Origin of the sequence: Vagococcus fluvialis, assembly GCF_003337315.1 — a bacterium.
GTDB lineage: Bacteria > Bacillota > Bacilli > Lactobacillales > Vagococcaceae > Vagococcus > Vagococcus fluvialis.
The window spans coordinates 57,092-83,006 of sequence record NZ_QPJV01000002.1; the positions used below are offsets into that span (position 1 = coordinate 57,092).

General features: G+C 32.9%; 26 protein-coding genes and 1 pseudogene. 9 read left to right on the forward strand and 18 right to left on the reverse strand.

Annotation, left to right across the window (positions count from 1 at the left end; all coding sequences use genetic code 11):
* The 7 genes from DFR54_RS02075 to yfmF form a co-directional block, all read right to left on the reverse strand.
* Positions 1–378, reverse strand: coding sequence for a VOC family protein (locus DFR54_RS02075; RefSeq protein ID WP_114288703.1), 378 nt, complete (start codon positions 376–378; stop codon positions 1–3).
* A gap of 61 nt (positions 379–439) precedes the next feature.
* The gene (locus tag DFR54_RS02080) at positions 440–976 is read right to left on the reverse strand and encodes an HdeD family acid-resistance protein (protein WP_114288704.1); all 537 of its coding nucleotides are present in this window, start codon (positions 974–976) and stop codon (positions 440–442) included.
* 92 nt (positions 977–1,068) lie between these two features.
* Positions 1,069–1,647: a CDP-diacylglycerol--glycerol-3-phosphate 3-phosphatidyltransferase gene (gene pgsA, locus DFR54_RS02085; protein WP_114288705.1), complete on the reverse strand. Its 579-nt coding sequence runs from the start codon at positions 1,645–1,647 to the stop codon at positions 1,069–1,071.
* Between the two features lies 1 nt (position 1,648).
* Positions 1,649–2,593: a helix-turn-helix domain-containing protein gene (locus DFR54_RS02090; RefSeq protein WP_114288706.1), complete on the reverse strand. Its 945-nt coding sequence runs from the start codon at positions 2,591–2,593 to the stop codon at positions 1,649–1,651.
* On the reverse strand, positions 2,581–3,306 hold the full coding sequence (ymfI, locus tag DFR54_RS02095) for an elongation factor P 5-aminopentanone reductase (protein ID WP_114288707.1): 726 nt from the start codon (positions 3,304–3,306) through the stop codon (positions 2,581–2,583). The genes DFR54_RS02090 and ymfI overlap by 13 nt, the downstream gene beginning before the upstream one ends.
* A 5-nt stretch (positions 3,307–3,311) precedes the next feature.
* Positions 3,312–4,607 carry an EF-P 5-aminopentanol modification-associated protein YfmH gene (yfmH, locus tag DFR54_RS02100; protein WP_114288708.1) on the reverse strand — a complete coding sequence of 432 codons (1,296 nt, stop codon included), beginning with the start codon at positions 4,605–4,607 and terminating at the stop codon, positions 3,312–3,314.
* The gene (gene yfmF / locus DFR54_RS02105; RefSeq protein ID WP_114288709.1) at positions 4,607–5,875 is read right to left on the reverse strand and encodes an EF-P 5-aminopentanol modification-associated protein YfmF; all 1,269 of its coding nucleotides are present in this window, start codon (positions 5,873–5,875) and stop codon (positions 4,607–4,609) included. The genes yfmH and yfmF overlap by 1 nt, the downstream gene beginning before the upstream one ends.
* Positions 5,876–6,178: 303 nt before the next feature.
* Between yfmF and mscL the strand changes: the two genes are divergently transcribed.
* Positions 6,179–6,616 carry a large conductance mechanosensitive channel protein MscL gene (gene mscL / locus DFR54_RS02110; RefSeq protein ID WP_114288710.1) on the forward strand — a complete coding sequence of 146 codons (438 nt, stop codon included), beginning with the start codon at positions 6,179–6,181 and terminating at the stop codon, positions 6,614–6,616.
* Between the two features lie 63 nt (positions 6,617–6,679).
* Here the strand turns inward: mscL and DFR54_RS02115 are convergent, their stop codons facing one another.
* The 11 genes from DFR54_RS02115 to DFR54_RS02165 all read right to left on the reverse strand — a co-directional run bounded on the left by DFR54_RS02115 (position 6,680) and on the right by DFR54_RS02165 (position 17,163).
* On the reverse strand, positions 6,680–7,648 hold the full coding sequence (locus DFR54_RS02115) for a ribose-phosphate diphosphokinase (RefSeq protein WP_114288711.1): 969 nt from the start codon (positions 7,646–7,648) through the stop codon (positions 6,680–6,682).
* Between the two features lie 94 nt (positions 7,649–7,742).
* Positions 7,743–9,116 carry a bifunctional UDP-N-acetylglucosamine diphosphorylase/glucosamine-1-phosphate N-acetyltransferase GlmU gene (glmU, locus tag DFR54_RS02120; protein ID WP_114288712.1) on the reverse strand — a complete coding sequence of 458 codons (1,374 nt, stop codon included), beginning with the start codon at positions 9,114–9,116 and terminating at the stop codon, positions 7,743–7,745.
* Positions 9,117–9,220: 104 nt separating this feature from the next.
* Entirely contained in the window at positions 9,221–10,048 is an 828-nt protein-coding gene (gene purR / locus DFR54_RS02125; protein ID WP_086341829.1) for a pur operon repressor, read from the reverse strand.
* Between the two features lie 132 nt (positions 10,049–10,180).
* Positions 10,181–11,002 (reverse strand): metal ABC transporter permease, encoded by an 822-nt coding sequence (locus DFR54_RS02130; RefSeq protein ID WP_086341830.1) that lies wholly within the window; start codon positions 11,000–11,002, stop codon positions 10,181–10,183.
* Positions 10,975–11,655 carry a metal ABC transporter ATP-binding protein gene (locus DFR54_RS02135; protein WP_114288713.1) on the reverse strand — a complete coding sequence of 227 codons (681 nt, stop codon included), beginning with the start codon at positions 11,653–11,655 and terminating at the stop codon, positions 10,975–10,977. The genes DFR54_RS02130 and DFR54_RS02135 overlap by 28 nt, the downstream gene beginning before the upstream one ends.
* Before the next feature lie 135 nt (positions 11,656–11,790).
* Positions 11,791–12,648, reverse strand: coding sequence for a 4-(cytidine 5'-diphospho)-2-C-methyl-D-erythritol kinase (ispE, locus tag DFR54_RS02140; protein ID WP_114288714.1), 858 nt, complete (start codon positions 12,646–12,648; stop codon positions 11,791–11,793).
* Positions 12,649–12,791: 143 nt separating this feature from the next.
* A complete protein-coding gene (locus tag DFR54_RS02145) occupies positions 12,792–13,865 on the reverse strand; it encodes an ABC transporter substrate-binding protein (RefSeq protein WP_114288715.1) in 1,074 nt (357 codons plus the stop codon).
* A 13-nt stretch (positions 13,866–13,878) separates the two neighbouring features.
* Positions 13,879–14,700 carry an ABC transporter permease gene (locus tag DFR54_RS02150; RefSeq protein WP_114288716.1) on the reverse strand — a complete coding sequence of 274 codons (822 nt, stop codon included), beginning with the start codon at positions 14,698–14,700 and terminating at the stop codon, positions 13,879–13,881.
* Positions 14,697–15,506, reverse strand: coding sequence for an ABC transporter permease (locus tag DFR54_RS02155; RefSeq protein ID WP_086341836.1), 810 nt, complete (start codon positions 15,504–15,506; stop codon positions 14,697–14,699). Before DFR54_RS02155 ends, DFR54_RS02150 begins: the two co-directional genes overlap by 4 nt.
* 11 nt (positions 15,507–15,517) lie before the next feature.
* Positions 15,518–16,606: an ABC transporter ATP-binding protein gene (locus DFR54_RS02160; RefSeq protein ID WP_114288717.1), complete on the reverse strand. Its 1,089-nt coding sequence runs from the start codon at positions 16,604–16,606 to the stop codon at positions 15,518–15,520.
* Positions 16,607–16,620: 14 nt separating this feature from the next.
* A complete protein-coding gene (locus DFR54_RS02165; protein WP_114288718.1) occupies positions 16,621–17,163 on the reverse strand; it encodes a helix-turn-helix domain-containing protein in 543 nt (180 codons plus the stop codon).
* A 202-nt stretch (positions 17,164–17,365) separates the two neighbouring features.
* Between DFR54_RS02165 and DFR54_RS02170 the strand changes: the two genes are divergently transcribed.
* The 8 genes and pseudogenes from DFR54_RS02170 to DFR54_RS02210 all read left to right on the forward strand — a co-directional run bounded on the left by DFR54_RS02170 (position 17,366) and on the right by DFR54_RS02210 (position 25,737).
* Positions 17,366–18,361, forward strand: coding sequence for a YhdH/YhfP family quinone oxidoreductase (locus DFR54_RS02170; protein WP_114288719.1), 996 nt, complete (start codon positions 17,366–17,368; stop codon positions 18,359–18,361).
* Between the two features lie 304 nt (positions 18,362–18,665).
* A complete protein-coding gene (locus DFR54_RS02175; protein ID WP_114288720.1) occupies positions 18,666–19,493 on the forward strand; it encodes a pectate lyase-like adhesive domain-containing protein in 828 nt (275 codons plus the stop codon).
* A 24-nt stretch (positions 19,494–19,517) separates the two neighbouring features.
* Positions 19,518–21,923 (forward strand): isopeptide-forming domain-containing fimbrial protein, encoded by a 2,406-nt coding sequence (locus DFR54_RS02180; protein ID WP_114288721.1) that lies wholly within the window; start codon positions 19,518–19,520, stop codon positions 21,921–21,923.
* The gene (locus DFR54_RS02185; RefSeq protein ID WP_170126901.1) at positions 21,923–22,231 is read left to right on the forward strand and encodes an LPXTG cell wall anchor domain-containing protein; all 309 of its coding nucleotides are present in this window, start codon (positions 21,923–21,925) and stop codon (positions 22,229–22,231) included. The genes DFR54_RS02180 and DFR54_RS02185 overlap by 1 nt, the downstream gene beginning before the upstream one ends.
* Positions 22,221–23,000, forward strand: coding sequence for a WxL domain-containing protein (locus DFR54_RS02190; RefSeq protein ID WP_114288723.1), 780 nt, complete (start codon positions 22,221–22,223; stop codon positions 22,998–23,000). The genes DFR54_RS02185 and DFR54_RS02190 overlap by 11 nt, the downstream gene beginning before the upstream one ends.
* Before the next feature lie 162 nt (positions 23,001–23,162).
* A pseudogene (locus DFR54_RS13330) lies at positions 23,163–23,834 on the forward strand (WxL domain-containing protein).
* 136 nt (positions 23,835–23,970) lie between these two features.
* Positions 23,971–25,074 (forward strand): WxLIP family cell surface protein, encoded by a 1,104-nt coding sequence (locus DFR54_RS02205; RefSeq protein WP_170126902.1) that lies wholly within the window; start codon positions 23,971–23,973, stop codon positions 25,072–25,074.
* Between the two features lie 12 nt (positions 25,075–25,086).
* Complete coding sequence (locus DFR54_RS02210; protein ID WP_114288727.1) at positions 25,087–25,737, forward strand: hypothetical protein; 651 nt, start codon at positions 25,087–25,089, stop codon at positions 25,735–25,737.
* Positions 25,738–25,915 lie beyond the last annotated feature (178 nt).

Below are 25,915 nucleotides of genomic sequence, written 5' to 3' on the forward strand. Positions count from 1 at the left end.
TTATCTCGTTTTTTCTTCTGTAACAGCAAAATAATTATTATCAATATCTGAAAAGTTAAACTGATTACTGCCGCCAAACTCTGAAATGTCACTAATAAAAGGACTAATTTGACTTAGTTGAGAGTGAAGCGCGTTGATATCTGTTGTTGAAAATAGAATAGACGGTGTATTCATTGCAACTTCAGGCGAATATTTTTGAATAAATTCTTTATCAAATAACTGTAAAGCAAATCCGTCTTGTAAGAAAAGTTTTACTGATAGGTAGTTATCAGGTAATTGGATAGTTTCTAAGGAAGAAACATTGAATCCTTGTTGCCAAAAGTCAGTTGATTTTTCCACGTTACTAACATATAACATAACTGTAGCTTGGTTAATCATTATATTTCTCCTTTTTGTATGTAATTGAGCCTGAGATAACAATAAATCTCAGGCTCATTTTTTAATTATTTTCTACATTTCTTAGGCGAATAAAAGCTATTAATTCAGAGATTCCTGAGATAGTAAGTGTAATACCAAAGAATCTAAAGAACATCATGGCACTTGAGAATGGGTTGATAACAAGTAAGATACCTGCACCAATCATAAAACCGCCATAAACAAGCATAGGAAGCCAATTAACATTAACGTATTGACGTAAGCTTAAAGATTGAGTTAAACGCATAGCGCCACCAATAATAAAGCTAATACCTAAAAGAATAGGCAACATGGAAACGATTGGTTTTGCGAATAAGAAAATAAGTAGGGCACAAACAAAGTAAAAAATAGCAAAACCAGTAGTTGGGTTATAACCATCAACTTTATTTTTAAAGGCACTTAATAAATTAAAAATACCCATTACAACATTGTAAGCAATAATGATATTTAAAATAATTTTTGAAACACCTATTGGGTCTAAAGTAATAGCAATACCGAGTAAAATATACGCTGCACTACGGATTAACGTGTGTTTTTGCACTGATTTAAAAATGGAAGTCATAGCATATCAGTCCTTTTTATTTAGAATATGTATCATAAGTTAAATTTAATCTTAAATAAAGAAAAAATCAAGAGAGATCTCTTGATTTTTATCTACATAGAACCTTTAAAGACATGTTTATTTTTAGCGAAATAATCTACACCAGAGTAGATAGTAAAAATTAGACAAGTATAAAGCATAATTTGGTCTAATGGAAAGTTCATTGCAGCAAATGGCACATTGTTAATTAATAGTAAAATAATAGCAACCATTTGAGTAGCTGTTTTAATTTTTCCAGGCCAAGCAGCAGCCATAACCTCACCATCTTCAACTAAAAGTAAACGAAGACCTGTTACAGCAAGTTCACGACAAACAATAATAGCCACAATCCAAGCAGCAGCTTTTCCTTGTTCAACTAAAACAATAAAAGCAGTCATAACTAACATTTTATCAGCTAAAGGATCAGCAAATTTTCCAAAGTTAGTTACTAAATTATGTTTTCGAGCAATTTTTCCATCTAACCAGTCTGTGATACTAGCAACAGCAAAAATAATAGCAGCAACCAGTTGAGTAACTTCTAAGTTAACACCTATTATATCTAGACTTCCCCAGTTTAAAGGGACTAAGGCAACAATCATAAATATTGGAATCATTAAGATTCTTAAAACAGTTAATTGATTAGGTAAATTCATTTTAATTTTCGTCCTCTTTCTTTTCTGTTGTGGTAGTTCCTTTTTCTAATGTTATCATTTTTTTGCCATCAACGGGTGTTTTTTCGTTAAATTTAATTTCTTCCCCGTTAATAAAAATAGTCACATTTCGAGAAGCTCCAACAACAATGCTGAACGAATCCAGCTCATCAGGGACAAAAGTTTCTAATTCTTCTTTTGGTTGAATCGTATATTGATAGAAAATTTCCTGTGTTTGAGAATTTTGTAAACCAACCCAAGCGGCATTATCTAATCCTTTAAAAGCGACTTTCATTGGTTTTTCCCAATTAGCCAATTTATAAACAACTGTTTCACCATCATCTGATACTAAAGAAATATTCGTTTCTTTTTTCTTTTCTTCTGTCTTTTCGCTGTCCTTAGTTGATTCTTCCGTTTCTGATTTTTCAGTTGTAGTTGATGTTTCAAGTTTTGAACCACTATCTACAATAGTTGTTTTATTAGGTGTTGGAACAATTGGCCCTTTTTCTGAATCTAACATGATAGCCCAAACAATTGTACCAATAATTGCAGCTACAACTAAAACAAGTAAAGCAACAGGAATATATGAGGCAATTAAAGATTTTTTAGTATTTGTTTCATTGTATTTTGATTTTCTAGAGCCTTTTACAGGCATACTAAGAGCCATTGTATTAGTTAACTCTTCTTCTTCTGGTTTGCCATCAAGACGTCTTAAAAGAGGACGAGGGTTTAATCCAACAGCTTCTGCAAACTGTCTGATAAAAGTTCTCTTATAATAATCACTTGGCATGGCGTCAAAATCATTTTCTTCTATAGCTTCTAAATAACGTCGTTGTATTTTAGTAATTTTTTGTAAATCACCAATTGTTAAACCACGATCGATACGGGCTTTTTGTAATTTTTCCCCAATGGTTTCCAATGTAATGCTCCTTCTTTCTAAATTTTCCATCCACCTGTTACAGGAATAGAAGTACCAGTGATATAGCTTGCGTTTTCACTTAATAAATACAGTGCAAGACTAGCAATTTCATCTGGCAGTGCCATTCTATGTAGCGGGATTTCATCTAATAATTCTTCTTTTTCTTTTAAAGACCAGTCTGTATTCATTTGAGTGTCTACAGCGCCTGGTGCGATTGTATTAATAGTAATACCTAATGTGGCGACTTCTTTTGCATAAGCATTAGCAAAGGCAATTTGGCCACCCTTTAATGTACTATACAAAACTTCCATTGAACTGCCAATTAGACCATAGACTGAACTAATAAAAATAATTCGTCCATGTCTTGAGGTACTTAGTTTTGTTTGTAAGTTTTGGCACAGTAACATAGGTGTTTTTAAATGAGTCTGCCACATAGAATCAAACTCTTCGGGTTTTAGCTCAGTTAGTAGATTATAACTCGTTCCACCATGAGCGAAAATAAGACCATCTAATTGAAAAATAGACTGTAATATTTGATTAAGACCACTGTCTTTAGATAAATCAGCCTGAACCATAAAAAAGTCTTGTTTAGGATATTTATCTTGTAAGTCATGAATTAATTTTTCAGCTTTATCTTTTTGAGTGTGGTAATGACAATAAATAGAGTAGCCATTTTGCGCTAATTGCTTAACACAGGCACTACCAATATCTCCACTAGCTCCTGTTACTAAAACATACTTCATCTAACTCACCTTTTCTTTGGATAAATAAAGAAACGACTCAATCCTTCTGGTCTAATAAAGGCATCATGAACAGCTAATAAATCACTTAGCTCAATGCTATCAATAATTTCAGCCAAATCAAAGAGAGTAGTATCTCCAAATTTTATACTACTAAATTGGTTGGCAATGTATTCAAGTGAATCGAGAGATTGCAAATGTTTGCCCATCATTTTTCGTTTAGCTAGATTTAAGTTTCGTTCTGTTAATTCAGGGCTATCTTTTGATTTCAAAATTAAGTTAATCATTTGGTTAGCAAAACGTTCAGGTTCATTTGTGTCTGAACTGAAATCTGCAAAATGGAAACTACGGTCTAAACTAAAATCATAAGAAAATGAATCATCAATTAGTCCATCATTATACATTTGTAAATAACTCTCAGACGTATCACCAAACAATAATTGAAGCAATAATTGGACGCTAGTTTGATATTTTAAGCGTTCAAAACCATTCTCTGGAACAGTATCTAAGCCTTTTAGACCAATAATTGCTTTTGGACGACTAACAGAAAGCTCAATACTACTTTCCTTAATAATATCTTTTGCTGATTCAACAGGGAATCTGCGTTCAATTTCAGTTGCTTGAACAAATTCTTTTTGGTCTTGATTATTTTTAATAAAGGTCATTAAATTTTCAGGATCCATTTTCCCCACAATAAATAAATTCATATTGCTTGGGTGATAGAAGGTATTGTAGCAAAGGTATAGATCCTCAGCTGTGATTTTATCAATACTTTCTTCTGTTCCAGCAATATCAATATGTAAAGGATGTTTTGGATAAAGATTATTTAAAATACCAAAGAATAAGCGCCAATTTGGGTCATCTTGATACATTCTAATTTCTTGAGCAATAATCCCTTTTTCTTTATTAACAGATTCTTCTGTAAAATAAGGATCTTGAACAAAATCAATTAAGGTTTGAATGTTTTCTAAGGTATTATCTGTAGAAGAAAAAAGGTAACTTGTACGTGTAAAGCTTGTAAAAGCATTACTTGAAGCACCTTGTTTCCCAAAACGTTGGAAGACATCTTCATCTTCTTTTTCGAATAATTTATGTTCTAAGAAATGCGCAATCCCATCAGGAACAGTTGTAAATTCATTTTGACCTAAAGGAATAAACTCATTGTCAATTGAGCCATAATTAGTTGTAAATAAGCCATAAGTTTTATGGAAATCAGGTTTTGGAAGTAAGGTAACTTCTAAACCATTATCTAAAATACCTGTGTAAATAGTTTCGTTAATTGAAGGATAAAAAATCTTTTTCATTAGTCTTCTTTTTCTCCTTCCATAAAGTAAACAGCTTGTAATTTCACGTGTTTAGCAACTGTTTTAATATCCTCAATAGTCACGTCTTGAATACGTTTAACCCATTCATCTTGAGTGATATCAGCTTGAGGGACTTTAATTTTTAAGAAAGCTTGCTCTTGGAGCGCACGTTGATTGTCTAAACTTAATAAAAATTGATTAATTAGCATAACTTTTGTCTGCTCTAAGTACTCCTCAGACACTTTTCCAGTAGCCAATTCTTTTAATTGTTCGTTAACAAGACGTAATACTTTCTCTCTATTTTTCCCGTCAATACCTGTTTGAACAGTTAATAAACCTCTGAAAGGTTCCACAGAACTGCTAGCATAGTAAGCTAAACTATGTTTTTCTCTCACATTTAAAAATAGTTTCGAGTGAGGGAAACCTCCGAATAATCCGTTAAATACCATTAAGGCAAAATAAAGGTCATCGTAATAATAAATATCACAATGATAGGCTAAGTTTAATTTAGATTGAACAACAGGTAATTGCTCAGTTTTTTGACGAATCACATTGTCTAGTGATTGCTTGTAAAATAGAGGTTCTGATTCATAGGAACGATCTTCGAAACCAAAATCTTTAAAGCATCTTGCAACATACCCTTCAGCCACGTCACCAATTACAATGATATCGACTTTGTCATTAACAATCATGTGGCGGTAATAATCAGCAATAGAGCTTGCGGTTTCTTTTTCTATGTCTTCAGTACGCCCAAAACTTGGTGTTTTTTGGTTGTTAGATCTAGCAAAGAAAAGGTTTTGAAGAGAAAGAGAAGCGTAAGTTTGTTTGTCATCAAAGATAGATTCGATGTATTCGATTAAGTTTTCTTTTTCTCGTAGAAAAGTATCAGTTTCAAAATTACCATCAATAATATGTGGAGCAAAAATAATTTCTTTTAAAAATTCAGCAGCAGATTCTAAAACAGAAATGCCGCTAGGAACCAACTTATCATTAATAATATTCATTCCTAAAGTGAAGTAATGTTCATTTCCGTTTCGGCTAACACCAATACCAAAACTTGCCCCATAAAGTTCAGATAATTTTTTACTCAAGGCTGTCTGGTCTGGATAATTCAAACTATTTGTTTCCATTAGACTTGCTAAAAGTGATCGTTTGCTACTAGTTTCAGTTGTTAACGGTGCGGAGAAACGAACTAAAATACGCACGGTTTTATATTTATTAGTTGGAATAACGTGTAAATTCACGTTTTGATTTAATTCAAAAGTCATAAATCTAATCTCCTTTGTTGATCAGATAGGTATCTATATTTAATAATTAGATACACCCTTTAGAGTACCAAAAATTTAGCTCAGATGATAGGAAAAGGCTAGATTTTCTGTCAAAAAAATTAAGTTTAAGAAATCGTTAATAATTCCTTAACTAAATAAAAAAATAAAATCGAAAGAAAGTTGAAGACAAAAAAGTTTAAATAGGTTTTGTTAACTATAATAAATGAATTTTTCAAACAAAATATAGGTCTAATGAGTTAAGTTTAGGTATAATCAGTGTATACTATAAAAGGAGTGATGGAGATGTTTAAAGAGTTTAAAGAGTTTATTATGCGAGGGAACGTTCTTGACTTAGCAGTCGGGGTTATTATTGGGGGAGCGTTTACAGCAATCGTAACAGCCCTGACTACAAGTTTAATTACCCCTCTAATTGGTTTAGTGATTAGTTTAATTTTCCCTGGTTCAACTAATGTAGATGACGTAACAAAAAACTTGTCATTTAATATTAACGGTGTAGAGTTCAACTATGGTTTAGTTATCTCAGCAATTATTACATTTTTAATTACAGCATTTGTTTTATTTATGATTATTAAAGCTGCAAATAACGCTAACAAGGTTGTTCCTAAAAAGGAAGAAGAGGAAGAAGAAGTTGTTGAAGAATTAGAAACAATTGAAGTAATCCTTAGCGATATCCGTACGTTATTAGCAGAACAAAACAACAAAAAAACATCTGACGAGTAGTCAGATATATCTTCAATAAAAAAAGGTTGTGAAAGAGATAAAATCTTTCACAACCTTTTTAACTTATTTTTTTGATTCGAAAAGTGGACTTACTGGTTTATTTTCGTGAATACGTTTAATCGCATCTCCCATTAATTCACCAACACTTACAATTTCGATTTTATCTGAATATTTGTCTTCAGGTAAAAGGATAGAGTCTGTGATGATTAATTTTTCAATAGATGAGTTATCGATACGCTCGATTGCAGGTCCTGAAAGAACAGGGTGAGTACAACATGCAACAACTTCAGTAGCCCCTTTTTCTTTAAGAGCTTCTGCTGCTAGTGTAATAGTACCTGCTGTATCAATCATATCATCGATTAACACACATTTTTTACCTTTAACTTCCCCAATAATATTCATTACTTCAGCTACGTTAGCTTTTGGACGGCGTTTGTCAATAATTGCAATTGGTGATTTTAAGATTTCTGCTAATTTACGAGCACGTGTTACGCCACCGTGGTCAGGAGACACAACAACTACATCATCACCTTCATATCCGTGATCAATAAAGTAGTCTGCTAAAAGAGGAGCAGCCATTAAATGATCCACAGGAATATCAAAGAATCCTTGGATTTGAGATGCATGTAAGTCTAAAGTTAACATACGTGTTGCACCTGCTTTTTCAAGCATATCTGCCACTAATTTAGATGTAATAGGCTCACGAGAACGAGCTTTACGATCTTGACGAGCGTAACCGTAGTAAGGCATAACAACGTTAATTGTTTTAGCACTCGCACGTTTTAAGGCATCAATCATAATAAGTAATTCCATTAAATGGTCATTTACAGGGTTACTTGTTGATTGGATTAAGTAGACGTGACCACCACGAATACTTTGCTCGATATTGATTTGAATCTCACCGTCGCTGAATTGTTTCACTTCAGACTTTCCTAATTCTACTCCAACTGCATCAGCGATTTTTTTCGCTAAAGGTTTGTTTGAGTTTAATGAAAAGATTTTTAGTCTTGGATCAAAGTAATGATTAGACATGAGGACCTCCGCTTTCTTGTTTTAAACTTGTGATTATACTTCCCACTAAATAGTAGTCATTTTTAACGAATAAATCAAGTCATTTGAGCTCTTTTTATTCGTTATATGGCATTTTTTTAGCATAACCCTCCAAATTTGATTGGCGAGCGCGAGCAATTCCTAATGAGTCTTCAGGCACATCTTTAGTAATGGTCGAGCCGGCAGCAACCGCTGAGTTACGTCCAATTGTGACTGGTCCTACTAAATTGGTACCACTCCCAATAAAGGCGTGGTCTTCAATAATTGTATGGAATTTGTTTTTTCCGTCATAGTTAACAAAAACAGTTCCACAACCAACGTTAATATCTTTTCCAAGAGTAGCGTCTCCCACATAAGTTAAGTGACCAACTTTAGAGTTTTCGCCAACTGTCGCTTTTTTAATCTCAACAAAGTTTCCGATGTGAGCATTTTCTAAAATTTCAGCTTGTGGTCTAAGGTGAGCGTAAGGTCCAACATCAGCACCGTCTTTAACAATAGCTTGGTTTAGAGTTGAGGATTTGATAACTACATTATTTCCAATGTGGCTATTTGTAATATCAGAGTTGGCAGTCACAAGACAATTATCACCAATCACTGTTTTTCCGCGTAGCATAACACCTGGTTCAATCACTGTGTCATGTCCAATGACAACATCACTTTCAATATAAGTTGAACTTGGATCCACAAAAGTAACGCCATTTTTCATATGTGCTTCATTAATGCGAGCTGTCATTAGCTGACTTGCTTTTGCTAAAGCAACACGGTCATTAATTCCCATAGATTCTTCTTCTGAATCCATAATATAAGCAGTTACGATTTCACCTTGTTGTTTTAAAATACTAATAACATCAGGTAAGTAGTACTCACCTTGAGCATTATCATTACCAACTTTAGTTAACGATTCAAATAGAAATTCATTATCAAAACAGTAAGTTCCAGTATTGAATTCATTAATTAATAATTCGTCTTCTGAGGCATCTTTATGTTCAACGATTTTTTCAACTAAATTATCTGCATTTCTAACAATACGACCATAACCTGAAGCATCATGGGCAATAGCTGAAAGAATAGTTGCTTTAGCACCTGTTTCTTCATGATGAGTTATTAATTTTTCAAGGGTTTCTGATGTTAGAAGAGGTGTATCACCGCAAATAACGAGAGTTGTACCAGATTTGTCTTTTAATAAATCTGAAGTAGCTAAAACCGCATGACCTGTACCTAATTGTTCTGTTTGTAGGGCATACTGAGAACGTTCACCTAATTGCTCTTGAACCATTTCAGCACCAAATCCTACTATTGTAACAATTTCATCTACATTAATTGCTTCGATTTGTTCTATAACATGTTCTACCATTGGTTTTCCAGCAACAGGATGTAGGACTTTATATAAAGATGATTTCATACGAGAACCTTTACCTGCAGCTAAGACGATTGCGTAACGATTTTCCACTTATCTAACACTCCTTAATACTAATCTTAGTTTTCGATTTATTGTAACAAAAAAAGAGCTTATGTATCAAGCTCTTTTAACTTCTTCTTTAGACTATACCAATTTTATGGTAGTTTTGGATCGAAATAATTTCCAGGAACAACTGTAATATTTTTTGTTCTTGTATCAACATCTTTCACACAAAGTAGAGATGTATAATCATCAATCATACGACGACCACTAAACGTTGATTCAGCAAAAACTGTTACACCGACTAATTCAGCTTCAAACTCTTCGATTAAAGCTTTCATACCGTTAACAGTACCGCCGCCTTTCATAAAGTCATCAACTACAAGGACACGAGAACCGCGTTTTAAACTTCTTTTTGATAATTCCATTTTTTCAATACGCTCAGAACTACCAGATACATAATTAACGCTAACTGTTGAACCTTCAGTGATTTTAGAATCACGACGTACAATAACAAATGGCACATTTAAGTAATATGACACAGCTTGAGCAATTGGCACACCTTTAGTAGCAACAGTCATAACAGCATCAATTTCTTTTCCAACATATTGAGAAGAGATAATTTGACCAATTTGTTTTAGTAATTGAGGGTCACCAAGTAAATCTGATAGGTAGACATAACTACCAGGTAATAGACGATCTTGTTCTGACAAACGTTCGCATAATTCATCAACCATTTCTTTTGCTGTTTCAAAAGGAATTTCTGGAGTGAATATAACGCCACCAGCCGCACCAGCCATAGTTTCTAAAGTACCAAATCCACGATCTTTAAAAGTTTTTTTAATAATAGTCAAGTCTTCACTAATAGAAGATTTTGCAGACTCATATTTATTAACGAAATAAGTTAAAGGAGTGAGTTTGTGAGGGTTGTTTAGAATGTAGGCAGTCATATCAATTAAACGTTCACTTCTTTTGATTTTCATATGTTATAACTCCTTTTTAATTAAAGTAATACAAACCATTATAGTATGTTTTAGGTAAAAAACAAAGTATTTTTAGAAAAAAAAAAGAATTGTTCGCAAATAATGTTCGCAATTAAAAGCCGTAAGAAAAAATTAGGCTTTTCTCTTACGGCTTTTTTTAATCGAATCTTTTAAATTAACTAAAATAAACATGAAAATAAAGATTAATGTAATAGTAGCTCCAGGAGGCGTATCTAATTGATAAGAGCCAATCAATCCAGAAATCATCCCAATAAAACCAACGACAACACTAATTAGAATCACTTGGTTAAATGTTCGGCCTAATTTCATAGAAATGGTTCCTGGTAAAATCATAATAGCCGACACGAGTAATGCTCCAGCAATTGGAATCATTAAAGTAATTGCCACACCTGTCATTACATTAAATAAAGTAGACAACAGATTAACAGGTAGTCCGTCAACATGAGCTGTATCCTCATCAAAGGTTAAGACATACATAGGGCGTCTTAAAAAGATAAACAGAATCACAATAGCAATCATTAAAACACCTAATATTTTAACTTGGGACCAATTAATCGTAATAATAGAACCGAATAAATATTGCTGAATGTTCATTGTATTTTGTCCCTTGTTTAAATTCATTAAAACAAGAGCAGTGGCTAAACCACCAGACATTAATACTGCCGTTGAGACCTCAGAATAAGAACTGTAAAGTTTTCTGATGTACTCAAGAGCTAGGGCTGAAATAACGACAACTACTAAAGTAGTCACTGTTGGGTTTAAATTAACTAAAAAACCTAAAGCAATACCTGCTAAGGAAACGTGAGACAGGGTATCAGCTAATAAAGATTGGCGTCTTAAAACAAGGAAAACACCAAGTAAGGGAGCGATTACTGCCATAAAAGAGGCGGCAATTAAGGCTCTTATCATGAATTCATATGAAAACATCTCCATTCTGTGTCCTCCTTTCTAACTAACTGGATATGGCGATCCATGTATTCTTTAATATCATCATGGTCATGAGTAATCATTAAAATTGCTTTATTGTGAGCATGAGAAGCATGGCGAAGTAAACGGTAAAAATCACGACGACTTTTTTCATCCATTCCTGTAGTAGGCTCATCTAAGATAAATAAATCAGGATCAGCCGCAAAAATTCGAGCTAAACAAATACGTTGCTTTTGCCCACCAGATAACTCACCAACGCGTTTATGACGCATTTCCCACATACCAACAGAATTTAATGCTTTTTCTACATGATCATGGTCTGTTTTTGATAAACGTTTAAACCATTTTCCATGGGTAAATCTCCCAGATTCTACTAATTCAAGTACAGTACTTGGAAATCCAGCATTAAATGAAGCAATTTGTTGTGGGCTATATCCAACTTTTAAAGGTTGCCCATCGATATTCTTTTTAGCAATTGTAACTTCTCCTTTAGCTGGAGTAAGTAGACCAAGAGTATTTTTAATTAAAGTTGATTTTGCAGCTCCATTTTCTCCTGTTAAGATGACAAATTCCCCTGGTTTAACCTGATAAGAGATATCTTGTAAAACAGGTTCTTCACCATAATAAAAGGTTAAATCTTTAACATCGATATAATTCATTCGACCCATCCTTTCTAAAAGGTTTTATATAAAATGTAATGATTACGTTTTGAACTTTTAAAGAATAGCACGATGAGGAAAAGAAGGCAAGAAAAAAGAACGATTCTTAATTAAAAATAAGAGTCGTTCTTTTAGTTACTGATTTAATGTCCTAACTACATAAACTTCTTGGCAAAAACCTTTTAAAGAATTAGCAATATGGATAGCACGTGAATGTTTATCACATAATGCAATAACTGTAGGACCGCTTCCACTCATAACAGCAGCATCTACTCCAAAATCTAGCATCTTTTCTTTAATCATTTTCACAACAGGGAATTTTTTCATCGTGTAAGATTCTAGGGAATTACCTAAATGCTGTGTCATTTCAGTATAATTATTATCTTCAATGGCCTTTTGTAGAGCCTTAATATTTGGATGAGTTAAAGTGTCTACATCAATTTTTGAAAAAACTCTAGGTGTTGAAACACTGATTTTTGGTTTTACTAAAACAACCCATGACTGAGGAATTGGTCTCTTTAATGGTGTCACGATTTCACCAAGACCAGTTACAAGGGCAGTTTCCCCTTTTAAACAAAAAGGGATATCGGTTCCAATAGGAATGGCTAATTCAGTCATTTCTTCTAAAGTAGCTTCTAAATCAAAGAGACGATTAATTCCTCTAAAGGTAGCTGCAGCATCGCTACTACCACCACCAAGGCCAGCTGCTACAGGAATATTTTTCTGTAGATTAACATGGACACCACCTTCAAAAGCATAGCGCTTTTTCATGGCTTCAATGGCTTGGAAAATATTGTTTTTTCTATCTGTAGGTAAAAAGCCACTATTAGTTGTAATAGTAATGTCATTGCTTTCAGTTTTCGTGAAAGTTAATCGATCAGCTAAGTCAATACTAGCCATAATCATTTCAAGTTCATGATAACCGTCATTTCTTTTATATAAAACATCTAGACCGAGATTGATTTTTGCAGGGGCTTTTTCGATGATTTCCATCCGCTCATCTCCTTGCTTTTGAATATATTGTTTTTATTATACCTTAAAATAGTTACATTTTAAATTATCCGTTTTTTTATTTCTAAATAAAAAATAACTCACGTTAAAATAAAAAATAACATTTTATTTTAACGTGAGTAAATTTATTTCCGGTACATTTTAAATTCTAAAAAGCGGTCATTATAAATTTCTAAGTATTTAGAACCTAAGTCTTCATAGACTTCTAAGTTTTTCATTGTTTCTTCACTTGGATAAAATTGTTCATCATCAGTGATTTCTTTAGATAAAATGGCTTTTGCTTTTTTATTAGGTGTTGAGTAACCAATATATTCAGCATTAGCCGCCCCATTTTCTGGTTCTAACATGAAGTTGATAAAATCATAAGCGCCATCTAAATTTTTGGATGTTTTAGGAATGACAATGTTATCAAACCAAAGATTTGAACCTTCTTCTGGAATCACATAATGTAAGTGCTCATTGTTATCAAGCATTTCGCTAGCTTCACCTGAGAAAGATACGGCAGCAGCACTTTCTTCATTAATCATATACATTTTGATTTCATCAGCAACAATAGCTTTTACATTAGTTGTTAAACCTGTTAATTTTTTAGAGGCTGCTTCTAGTTCAGCATCGTTTTTACTATTAAGAGAGTTACCATCACTGTTTAAAGCAAGTCCAATAACTTCACGAGCTCCGTCGATTAACATAACATTGTTTTTTAGATGAGGTGCCCACAAGTCGTCCCAATGTTGTATCTCTTCTTCTTTAACAAATTTGTCATTATAAATAATGCCTAAAGTTCCCCAAAAATAAGGAATTGAATATTGGTTTCCCTCATCGAAATCAATATCTAAAAACTGTGAGTCGATATTGTCTAAGCCTTTAATTTTACTGTGATCAAGTTTAATGAGTAAGTCTTGTTTCATCATTTTTTGAATCATATAATCACTTGGAATGGCAATATCGTAGGCTGTTCCACCTTGTTCGATTTTAGTAATCATGGCCTCGTTTGAGTCGAAAGTTTCGTAAATAACTTTGTAGCCATATTCTTTTTCAAATTTTTTAAGTAAATCAGGATCAATATAATCTCCCCAGTTGTAAATGGTTACGACTTTTGAACTTGCTTTTCCTGAACTTTTTTCCAGATTAAAAGCAGCAATCGCAAGACATAAGATAATAGCAATAATCCCTATTATTAATGAATTTAATTTCTTCATAACTGCTTCCTTTCTATCTAGTTATTTTTTTCTTATTCTTTTTATTTGTAGCATCTTTACTAATGAAATAATAACCAATCACTAAAATCATTGAGAACAAGAACAGTAGGGTACTTAAAGCATTAATCTCTAAGCTAATCCCTTGTCTTGCTCGTGAGTAAATCTCAACTGAAAGAGTACTAAAACCATTACCTGTCACAAAGAAAGTCACGGCAAAATCATCAAGTGAATAAGTAAAAGCCATAAAGTAACCAGCAATAATACCAGGTGTGATATAAGGCAAAATAACTTGACGTAAAACTTGGAAGTTATTAGCCCCTAAATCTCTAGCAGCATCAATTAAAGATTGATTCATCTCTTGAATTTTAGGTAAGACCATCAAAACCACAATGGGAATACTAAAAGCAATGTGAGAGAGTAGCACAGAGACAAAACCTAATTTAAAACCAAACCAAGTTCCTAAAAAAGTAAATAGAATTAAGAAACTAGCACCAATAATAACGTCAGGTGAGACCATTAAGACATTGTTTAAACTAAGAACAGTATTTCTGATACCACGCTGTTTTGTATAATGAATCCCCATAGCACCAAATGTTCCGATAATTGTAGCAATTAAGGCTGAAAGAAAAGCGAGTAAAAAGGTATTAATCACAATTCCAATTAGTCTCGTATCTTCAAAAACGGTTTGGTAATGCTCAAATGTAAAACCAGTAAATGAGGTCATATTGCCACCAACATTAAAAGAATAAAAAATCAGGTAAAAAATTGGTACATAAAGAAGGATAAAAATAAGAATTAAATAGAGGTTCGACCATTTGAATTTTCTATTTGTCATTTAGTTTTACCTCCTTTTTTCTTTTCTCTTGTAAAGAACATAATAATAAACATAGTAATAATTAAAATGACACCAATAGTAGAACCCATACCCCAGTTTTGAGTCACTAAGAAATGCTGCTCAATGGCTGTACCAAGGGTAATCACGCGGTTTCCACCAATTAAACGAGTTAACATGAATAAACTTAAAGAGGGAATGAAAACTGCTTGTACACCACTTTTTACCCCGTTTAGAGAGAGTGGCAAAATCACACGTCTAAAAGTTTCAACACCATTTGCTCCTAGATCACGACTAGCTGAAATTAACGACGGATTAATTTCTTCTAAGGCATTAAAAATAGGCATAATCATAAAAGGTATTTCAATATATGTAGCCACAAAAATAAAACTGAAGTCAGTAAATAAAATTTGCTTACCACCAATGCCAATCATTTCTAAAAATGAATTCACAGTTCCATGGACACTAAAAATACCAATAAAAGCATATGCTTTTAATAGTAGATTAATCCAAGTAGGTAGGATGATTAACATTAACCAAAGTTGTTTATGTTTTAACTTAGTTAATAAGTAAGCAGTAGGATAGCTGATTAACAAAGTAAAAAGAGTAATTAAAAAGGCATAAAAAACTGAGTTAAAAGTCATTTTTAAATAAGTAGCTGAAGTTAAATATTGTTGATAGTTAGCTAGAGTAAAAGCGCCATTTGTATCAAAGAATGATTGATAAATAATTAAAATCACAGGAGCAATAACAAATAGTAACAACCAGAAAACATAAGGAATCGTATATAATTTTTTATTAACAGTCATTTCAAGCCTCCTTAATCTTCGTCGTAGCTTTCAAGTCGTGCATCAAAGTCCTCTTCTGACTCACCAAAACGCATAACATGAATATCTTCTGGCTCAAAATAAATACCAACTTCTTGTCCCTCGTCAGCACGGCGCGTTGAATGAACTGTCCACTCATTACCTTCTTTATCAATACAAAAGATTTCATAATGAACTCCTCTAAATAATAAAGAATCAACAGTTGCTACAAGTTTACCTTTATTAACGGGAACAATACTTAAATCCTCAGGACGAATCATAATTTCAATAGGCTCATTTTTACGCATCCCACTATCTACACATTCAAATGATTTGCCTACAAATTCAACTAAATTATCTTCTAACATCACACCATCAACAATGTTACTTTCTCCAATAAAGTTAGCGACAAAACGGTTAATAGGCTCATCATAAATATCTCTGGGTGTGCCACTTTGTTCGATGTTACCTTCATTTAAGACAAAGATTTCATCACTCATAGCTAAAGCTTCTTCTTGGTCATGGGTTACAAAGATGAAAGTAATACCAAGACGTTTTTGTAATTCACGTAATTCAGACTGCATAGCTGTACGTAATTTTAAATCAAGAGCTGAAAGTGGTTCATCTAGTAGTAAAATATCAGGCTCATTAACAAGAGCACGAGCGATTGCCACACGTTGTCTTTGTCCACCAGACATCTCACTGATTTGTCTTTCTTCAAAACCAGATAACTGAACCATACGAAGAGCATCTTTTACTTTTCTTTCAATATCATCTTTATTCATTTTTTTTATTTTTAAACCAAAAGCAACATTATTAAAGACATTCATATGTGGAAATAGTGCGTAATCTTGAAAAACAGTATTTACTTTTCGTTTATTAGCAGGCACTTGATTTATTTTTTTACCATCAAAATAAATATCCCCTGAAGTTGGTTCTGAAAAACCAGCAATTAATCTAAGAATGGTCGTTTTACCACAACCAGAAGGTCCTAACAAGGTGTAAAACTTACCTTGTTCAATTTCAAAACTAACCTCTTTTAAAACCACATTGTCGTCAAATTCTTTTACTACAGTATCAAAACGAATAATTGTATTACTCACTAAAGCCACCCCTTTTATAAATATGAATTTGTTGCTACTAATAGTAAACGACTAGTCCCCTCAAAATCGTTTCTAATTTGATGTTTCTTTAAAGCTTGATAGTAAATAGTTTCTCCACTATTAGCGTAGTACTTATCTGCACCAATTTCAACACATACACGCCCCTCAAGAATATACCCGAAAGTATCTGATAAAGAAGGTTCAAATTCTTTATACTCCCCATTTTTATCAAGTGAAAGAATAATAGGCTCCATTTCTTTTTCATTAGAGTCAGAAACTAGCCAGTTAATTTCATAGCCTTTTTCTTCCTCATAATAGATGGTATGATCCTCACTTTTATAGACGACTTGTTGGACTTGCTCTTTTTCATCAAAAAAGGCTTTAGGTGAAATACCTAAAACTTCTAAGATAGAAAAGAAAGTTTCCATTGAAGGTGAACTTAAATTTCGTTCAAGTTGAGAAATATAACCTTTACTAAGGTCAGTTCGCTCACCGAGTTCTTCTTGAGTCAGATTTTTTTGTATGCGTAAATTTTTTATTTTACTTCCAATATTCATAAGTATCCTCGTTTCAAAGTTTACATTTACTAAACATTAAAGCACAAAAGTTTTGTATTACTAAACTATAAGTTTACTAACAACGGAATTATACAAGAAAGATGGGGAGAATACAATAAAATTTATCTAAGAAATCAGCAAAAAAAGAGAACAAATGAGTTATACTTAAATAAGGATAATAAAAAAGAAAAGAGGCCAAAAAATGACAGTAACAACGTTTAAATCATTAGTGGTAGAAGAAGTGGAAGATACGGTTAAAGCAAGTGTTAAAACATGTACTTTAGCTGATCTGTCAGAAGGCGAAACAATTATTAAAACAAATTACTCAGGCATTAACTATAAAGATGCCTTAGCAACAATCAAAAATGGTGGCGTTATCAGAAGTTACCCGATGATTCCAGGAATTGATGCTGTAGGAGAAGTTCTTGAAACAACTGCTGCTAACTTAAAAGTTGGGGATATTGTTGTGATTACAGGAAAAGGTCTTGGGGTAACTCATACAGGTGGTTTCAGTGAAATCATCTGCGTACCTAATGACTGGCCAATTGTCTTACCAAAAACAGTTACAGAAAAAGAAGCAGCGAGTATTGGAACTGCGGGAATTACAGCCTTAGAATCAATTAGTGAGTTAGAGAGAAATGGTTTATCAGATAAAGAAGCACGTATTTTAGTGACAGGAGCTACCGGCGGTGTTGGCAGTATCGGTATTGCGATGCTAAAAAGTTTAGGCTACAAAAATATTACTGCTTTATCTCGTAAAAAGAATGAAGACTTCCTATTAAGTATCGGAGCAACATCTATCATTAGTTTAGAAGAATTTATGCCAGAAAAAATCAAACCGCTACAAAAACAAGCCTATGATTTTGTATTAGATACAGTTGGAGGAGAAATCGTATCAGCTATCCTACCTCAAATTAATTACGGTGGAGCGATCACTTTATGTGGGAATGCAAGTGGTATTAAACTATCAACAACAGTCTTACCATTCATCTTAAGAGGAATCAAAATGGTAGGTGTGGACTCTGTTCAATTACCTAATGAGAAAAAAGAAGCTATTTGGAATCGTATTGGACAAGACTTAGATAAAGAACTACTGCAAAAAATTGGAGCCGTAGAAGAACCATTAGAAAATATAGAAACTATAGTGGGAAGTTTATTAGAAGGAACTCACTCAGGAAGAACTATTATTAAAATGTAAAAAGAGCCATTTTTATAAACAAATTAAAAAGTACTTTTAGTTATTAATATAATTAAAAGTGCTTTTTTTGCGTTTTAATTTACACTATTTTTTTATTAATCTGTTTTCGAAAAGGGGGTATTAAAAAGAATGGTGAGTTTTAAAAATGCTTTTATATCAAGGGTTAAATTAAAAAGGTGGTTAAAAAAATATTTATATTTTATTTTTTTTTATTTATAAAATAAATTAAAAAAATGAGAAACGATACTGTCTTATACTTTTTGTGTAGGAAATATTTTTTTTGGGGAGAAAGGAGTTGAATGGATTGAAAAAAACTCTCATTGTATTGAAATTTTGTGTTTTAATACTCACACTTTTTATTTCAGTATCATTAAATATGGTTCATGTAAGTGCTGAAAATGAACGTATTTTACCTACTGATAGTGAACTAGAATTAGCTGATAATGCCTACTATCTTAAGAAAGGTAATTTTAATCCGAATGAAAAAGTAGTTAACGTCTCTAATTGTACTGAATTTGTTAGAGCTTATAAAGACAATACGGTTACTAAAATAAAATTAACAACGGACATTACAAGTCAAGATATATCTGTTGATGGTGTTTCAACTACGATTTTTGGTGATAATGCCGATGAGTATCGAAAAAGTTCACTAGTTATTGACGGAGGATATACTGATTCTATAACAGGAGAAACGAAGCAATATGGTTTAACGCTTATAGGTTCTAAAATGCTTAGAACAAGTAATGCACCAACAGGATTTACAGAAACAGCAGCAGATGGCAGTACTCAAAATAGGTCTATGTTTCATTTAAAAAATTTAAGTATTGCACAACCTGGAACTGAAAATGCTTATTCCTATGGATTTATAGGAGCGCCTGGCGTTGACACAACTGTTGCTGGGGAAAATGTTAATGCTCCATACTCTAAAAATTGGTATTTTAGATTTACTAATGTGAATACAGATATTGATGACAATACAACTGCTTATAGAGGGGTAGCTCGTGCAATTGTTGGCTACCAATCAGAGGTAACTTTAGCTGGTAGGGTTGAGTTGAGTGTATCTGGTGAAACATTTTATTTAGGAAGTTTAATAGTAGAACCAAAAGCTTCTTTTAAAGGAATTACAGAATAATCTAACTATTCAGTTGTGTGGTTTGTGGATAGAATTGATCCTAAAACAACAGCAGCCAATGGACAACTAACAATAGGGAAAGATTCATTTGTCTATTTAAAGAATATAACGAATGGAACAAGTTACCCAGGATTTTACGGAGATTATGGAGATGGAATTATTGATGAGGGAGCAACGTTAAACATTGATATGAAAGGAAATGCATGGAGATTCGATACTTATAATTCTACAATTAGAGTTAAAAAAGATGCAACAGTCAACTTGATTAGTAGAGGTACTGGATCAGTTCTCACATTTGGAGGAGGACCGGGACCGTTTGCGGATGGATACGGTGATCAAGTAAAAGATAATTCCTTTATCGTAGAACCTGGAGCTAATTTTTTTGCTTATGGAGAAACTGCTATAAATAGAGGAACCATTGAAACACAGAGAACTTCCACAAATAATTCTTTTGTATTAGATAGCCCAAAATCGTTTGATATTAGAAACTCTACTAATAATACAGCAAGTAACACTGGAAGTTACAGAGCAGTAAATATGTATAATTCAGCAACTGTTGCCAATGGTAGGAATAGTAATACGTTTGAGATCATGAATTCAGATGTTAGTCTATGGAAAAATGGAGCAGCTGGAGGATCTTCAAATGGGAATATTGATGGATTAGCACAGGAATCATATGTAAAAGTAGCTGGATTTAAAATGAACAGTCAAAATTCTAATACATATGCTGCATCCTTATCAACACCGTATCCTGTAGCAACTGATGCTAATTTTACTGATACTTTAGATAAGTTCAATCCTATAGTTACCAAGAGAATAACAGGTATTAATACTGCGCCTGAGGTGATTTGGTCACCAGTCACAGATGCAGATAAGTCATTAAAAGTACGAGTTTATCTAGGTGATAGACCAACTGGATATGATGAAAATGGAAATACTATTTTAGTTCCAATATATGCTACGACTGGTGAAGCATCTGTTTATTTTACTGATACGTTTGGAAACAAGTATGGACCGATTCTAACAGATAGCAATGGATATGCAAAAGTTCCTGTTGAATTTCAAAATGCTGGAGAACAAGTTACAGCACATGCTGAAAGAGGACCTGCCGAACCAAATAAATGGGTAGGAGATGAGGAGTCAGTTACTGTAATAGATGTTACTCCACCTAAACCAGCTGAGATAGAAGAAGGAACTATTACTAATAGTACTAAACAGCTGAAAGGAAAGAATGCAGAACCAGATTCAAAATTTTATATTTCAATCAATGGAGTTCGTCAAAATTTTGTAGGAAATGTAAATGAAAAAGGTTCTTGGGAATACAATTTACCTTATTATTTAGAAAAAGGTGATATTGTACAAATATTTTTAGAGGATAATGCATCTAAAATAACAGCTGACATTGAAAAACCTGCTACAAATAGTGAATCAGGAAATATAAATCCAGAAAATGATTTGAGCTACAGAGATGCAGTATTTAAGGCAGCTACTAAATATATTGTAGAAGACATTCTTCCAGATAAACCACAATTAGTTAAGACGTTTGAATCTGATTCTAGTGAGGGAATCCAAGTAGGCGATACATTAACTTACAAAATTAATGTGAAAAATAATAAAGAAAGCTCTTTTAATATGATTTGGAAACAGGTAGTTGTGACTGATGTACTTCCAGAAGGTTTATTATTCGACAAAGCAACAGCTAATATGAAAATAAATAATTTGGCAATACCTGAAACAGATTACTCATTTGACGAATCGACAAGAACACTAACAATTCCAGTTGGTAATTTGAAATCTCAAGAGTCTAGTGTGATTAGTTTTAATACTAAATTAGGATCATCTTCTGTTGGGAAAGTGATTACGAATAAAGCTAAAGCTACTGGTAATTCGCCAAGGGAAAAAGACTTTGTGGTTGGCCCAGAGGATGATAAAAACGAGAGAGCTACTTATTCAGCAGAAGGAGAAGTTTCTACTACTGAAGTATATGGGGTGATTGAGTTAGTTTCAGCTCCTAAAACGATTAACTTTGGAACGGTGTCTTATGATGCCACTGTAAAAAGAGTCGATAATGGTATCTATGATCAAGATTTAATTGTTAATGATACAAGAGCTAGAAAATCTAAATGGACGTTAGGTGCAAAACTTATTTCTCAAATGACAAATACTGATGATGAGTCTATTAAGTTAGTTGATTCCCTTCAATATGTCAATGGAGATAAAACAGTTATTTTAAGCGAGGACCTTCAAGGGATTTATCAATCAGCTGATAAACCAGCAGAAGATGAAACTGTTATTAATATTTCAGACACTTGGGGAAGCACTAAAGATTCAAATGGTATTAAGTTAGTTATTGACCCAACTAAATCAAAAATAACTAATGGGCAATATACTGGTGAAATAGAATGGCAATTGATGGAGGCGACTCCATAATGAAAAAAAGAAATATGTATCCGATACTTCTAATTATTTTTCTAGTTACTTTTGGATTACAAATACCTACTGTTGAAGCAGCTGATGGGCAAGTTTCAACACCAAGTGGGATTACTCTTATTAAAGGTGATGAGGTACCAACTCCAAAGCCAGAAGAACCTAAAAAACCAATTATTGATTCAGGAAAAGAATTTTTACCTAAAACGGGTGAAGTCGTTACCAAAGCTTCACTCTACGGTGTAAGCCTACTTATTTTAGGTTCTGTTTACTGGATTGTTTTAAGAAGGAGGAGGAAGAATGAAGAATAAATTCTTAGCAACATTAGCACTTCCCCTAGCAATTGCTCTCTTACCTGTAACTAGTTACAGTGAAACATCTGGGTTTGAGACTAATGGAAATGTCACAGTCACTCCAAGTGACAAAACAGATCCACTTGACCCAGAGAATCCACTTGAACCAGTAGACCCAGGTGAAGGGCCTTCAACAGATGGTGAATTGAGAATTGATTTTGTTTCAACAATTAACTTTGCTGATGCCAAAATCACTAAAGATAATCGTGTTTATCCAAGTTTGGCTCAATTGTTTCATTCAGACACGCCAGCAAGAGCCTCTTACATTCAAATCACAGATTTGAGAAAAGATAGCCCAGGTTGGAATTTGCAATTGAAACAAGAAGTTCAATTCAAAACGAAGGATAACATCGAACTTAGTGGTGCTAGACTTTCTTTTGATAAAGGATGGGCCAATTCAGGTGGGTTAGGAAAATCACCAACAATGTTTAGAGATGCTATCTCAATTGATGAAATTGGTAGTAGTTACCAAGTTGCTACAGCAGCAATTGGTGCAGGAAAGGGGACGTGGTTATTATCGTTTGGTGCCTCATCAGATAACAAATTAGGTCAAGATAATACCTTGACTGAACTTAAAGATGAAAAAGGAAAATCAATGATAGACTCACAGTTCAACAAAAATATGTATAGTAATTCAGCTATCAGCTTATCAGTACCAGAGAAGACAAGTATTATTCCTGGACGTTATCAAACTGAATTAACATGGATTTTACAGGCGACTCCATAAAGAAAACCTGATTAAAGATGATTGAATCAGTCAATAGACTGTCAATAATAATAAAAAATATATTAGAGGAATAACATAATGAAAGCAAAAACTTTATGTGCAGCAGTATTATCAACACTTATTTTAGGAGGAACAGTCGCATCAGCAGCACCTGGAGATCCAATGACAACAAATGGGAATGTTAATGTTGAAAATGGTAAGGTTGATCCTAAACCTGGTGTAACAGACCCAGAAAAACCAGATGAAAAATTACCAGAATTACCAGATGTAAAACCAAATCCAAATCCAGACATGGGACCTTTAGAGATCTCTCATGCACCAGTTTTACAATTTGGAAAAGTACAAACAGATACTAAAGAAGTATCAGCTTTTGCAGCAGCTAATAAATTTAAAAATGCGGCTGATGAAGAATAATCTCGTGGACCAATCTTACAATTTGGAGATTTACGTACAGACGCTAACGGATATACTGTTAACGCTAAAATGACAAAACAATTCACTCAAACTGCTGGAACAGGAGAATTAACTGGTTCAACAATCACATTTACGAACCCATGGTCTAATACAGCTGGTGGTTCTACAGGAACAACTCCTGGATTTGAAGCAACTGTAAAATTAGAATTTGATCAATCAGCATTAGTAGCAACTGCTGGAAATGCTGATAAAGCAGGTAAAGGTATGTGGACTGTTGAGTATGGTTCATCAACAAACGTTAATGCAGAAGATACAACAGCAAACTCAGTTAAATTATTAATTCCTGCATACACAGCTTCTTCAATGGCTGGTGGAGATTATCAAGCTGATATTGAATGGTCAATTACTGCTGCTCCTTAATTTTAGGAAACGTTTAATAGTTCATTTAGTAAATCAATTAAGCTGATGACATTTTCATCAGCTTAGCTTTTTTTATTAAATGTTCGAATTAATTAGGAACATGAAAAGACGAACGATATTAAAGTGGAGGAATAGTATGTACGAGAAAAAGAAGAAACAGACGATTGTAACAATGAGTTTAATGATGGTAGGGCTTCTAATGTGTTTATTACCAAGTCAGGTAGTTCATGCAGATGATAAGTTAGAAAATGTAGTTGGTTTTACCTACAAAATTGATTATCCAGACAATCAAATAGGTGGGGAAAATGGTTATTTTGATATAGAAGCCAAACCAAATACAGAGCAAACAGTTATGATAAATCTAAGTAATTCAAGTAAAAAGCCAATTACAGTTAATATTTCAGTTAATGGAACTAAAACTAACTCTAATGGAGTATTAGAATATGGTCCAGCTGATATTGAAAATGATGCTTCTTTAAAATTTCCTTTTGAAGAACAAGTATCAGCACCAGAGTCTGTAGAGATAAAAGGCGGAGAGGTTAAGCAGGTTCCTATAAAAGTAAAAATGCCTAATGAAGCTTTTGAGGGAATTATTTTAGGTGGTATTCAGATGAAACAGGCTGATAAAGAAGATGAAAAACCTCAGCAAGGAGCAACGGTTCGTAATACTTATAGTTACGTTGTTGCTATGAGATTACAAAATAATCAAACACCAATTGATCCTGAAATAAAAATTAATAAAGCAAGTGGTTCGCAATGTAATTACCGAAATTCAGTTGAAATTAACTTATCTAATATTACAGGTTCTCTTATAAAAGATACGTTATCAATTGAAAGTCAAATTACAAAAAAAGGGTCTCATGATGTTTTATATGAAAGAAAACAGACAGGAATGTCAATGGCACCTAATTCTCAAATGGACTTTTTTGTTTCAATGAATGGTGAACAAATGGTGCCAGGGAATTACCGTGCAAGAGTACTAGTAACTTCAGGAGATAAATCTTGGGAAGAAAATCTGGATTTTACTATTACTAAGGAAGATGCAGAAAAATATAATAAACGTGATGTTGGATTAGTTCAAAATCGTGGTATTGATTGGAAAATTATTCTGTTAATTGTTGCAGGTATTTTAGGTTTATTAATGGCAATTTTTGTCATTTCAAAAGTAATTAAAAATAAACAAAAACAACAAAGACGAAAATCTAGAAAAAAATCATCATCAAAAAATAAAGATAAGTAGAGGTAGAGTTTAATGGACGTATTGCAATGGGTATTTATTATTGGGATAGCAATAACCATTATCTCATTTATATTAGTTCTTTATTATTTATTCCAAATTTTATATGTAGGAAAAAATATTAGAAAACAAAATAATAATGGTAAACGAAAAAGAAAATCACTGTTAGCTAAATTAAAAGTTAAAAGAAAAAAACATATCCAAAAACTGCTAGTTTTTCTTATCTTAGGAATACTAGCAGGAGCTGGATCAGCATATGTGACTTATTATCAATCAACTAATTTATCAAAAGAAGATACGTCTAATTTAACAGATGGTTATTATTATTTACGTGATTTGAAAAATGAATTAGAAGATATGAAAGCTGGAAAAATGGATGCTGATAAAAGTAAACAAACCATTAATTATGTTGTAACTTCTCTAGCAGGATACAGTGTAAAAAAAGCAAGTACACTTAATACTGTGGAAGGACAAAGAGTTTTAAATCGGTATTATCAGTCAATGTCAGAATTAGGTATTAATATTAGTAAAAATTCAGGAAATTTAATTGAAGATCAAAAAGTATTAAATGATTCACTAACTGATATTGAAAAGGTTCAAACCTTTCAAAAAAAGGCAATGGATTTTTTTAAAGTGGATGTATCCGTTTTAGAAAAACAAAAATAAAGTATTTGATAATAAATTCAAATTTATAAAAATACAAGGTGTTTTTTCATTTTAAAAACACCTAGAAATAAAAAGTGTTCATTTAACATATTTTAAATGATTTGAAAAAAATGAGATAATAGTAAAAGGGATATATAGTAGCTGATTAGTGAAAAAATAAACAATAGAAAAGCTTTCA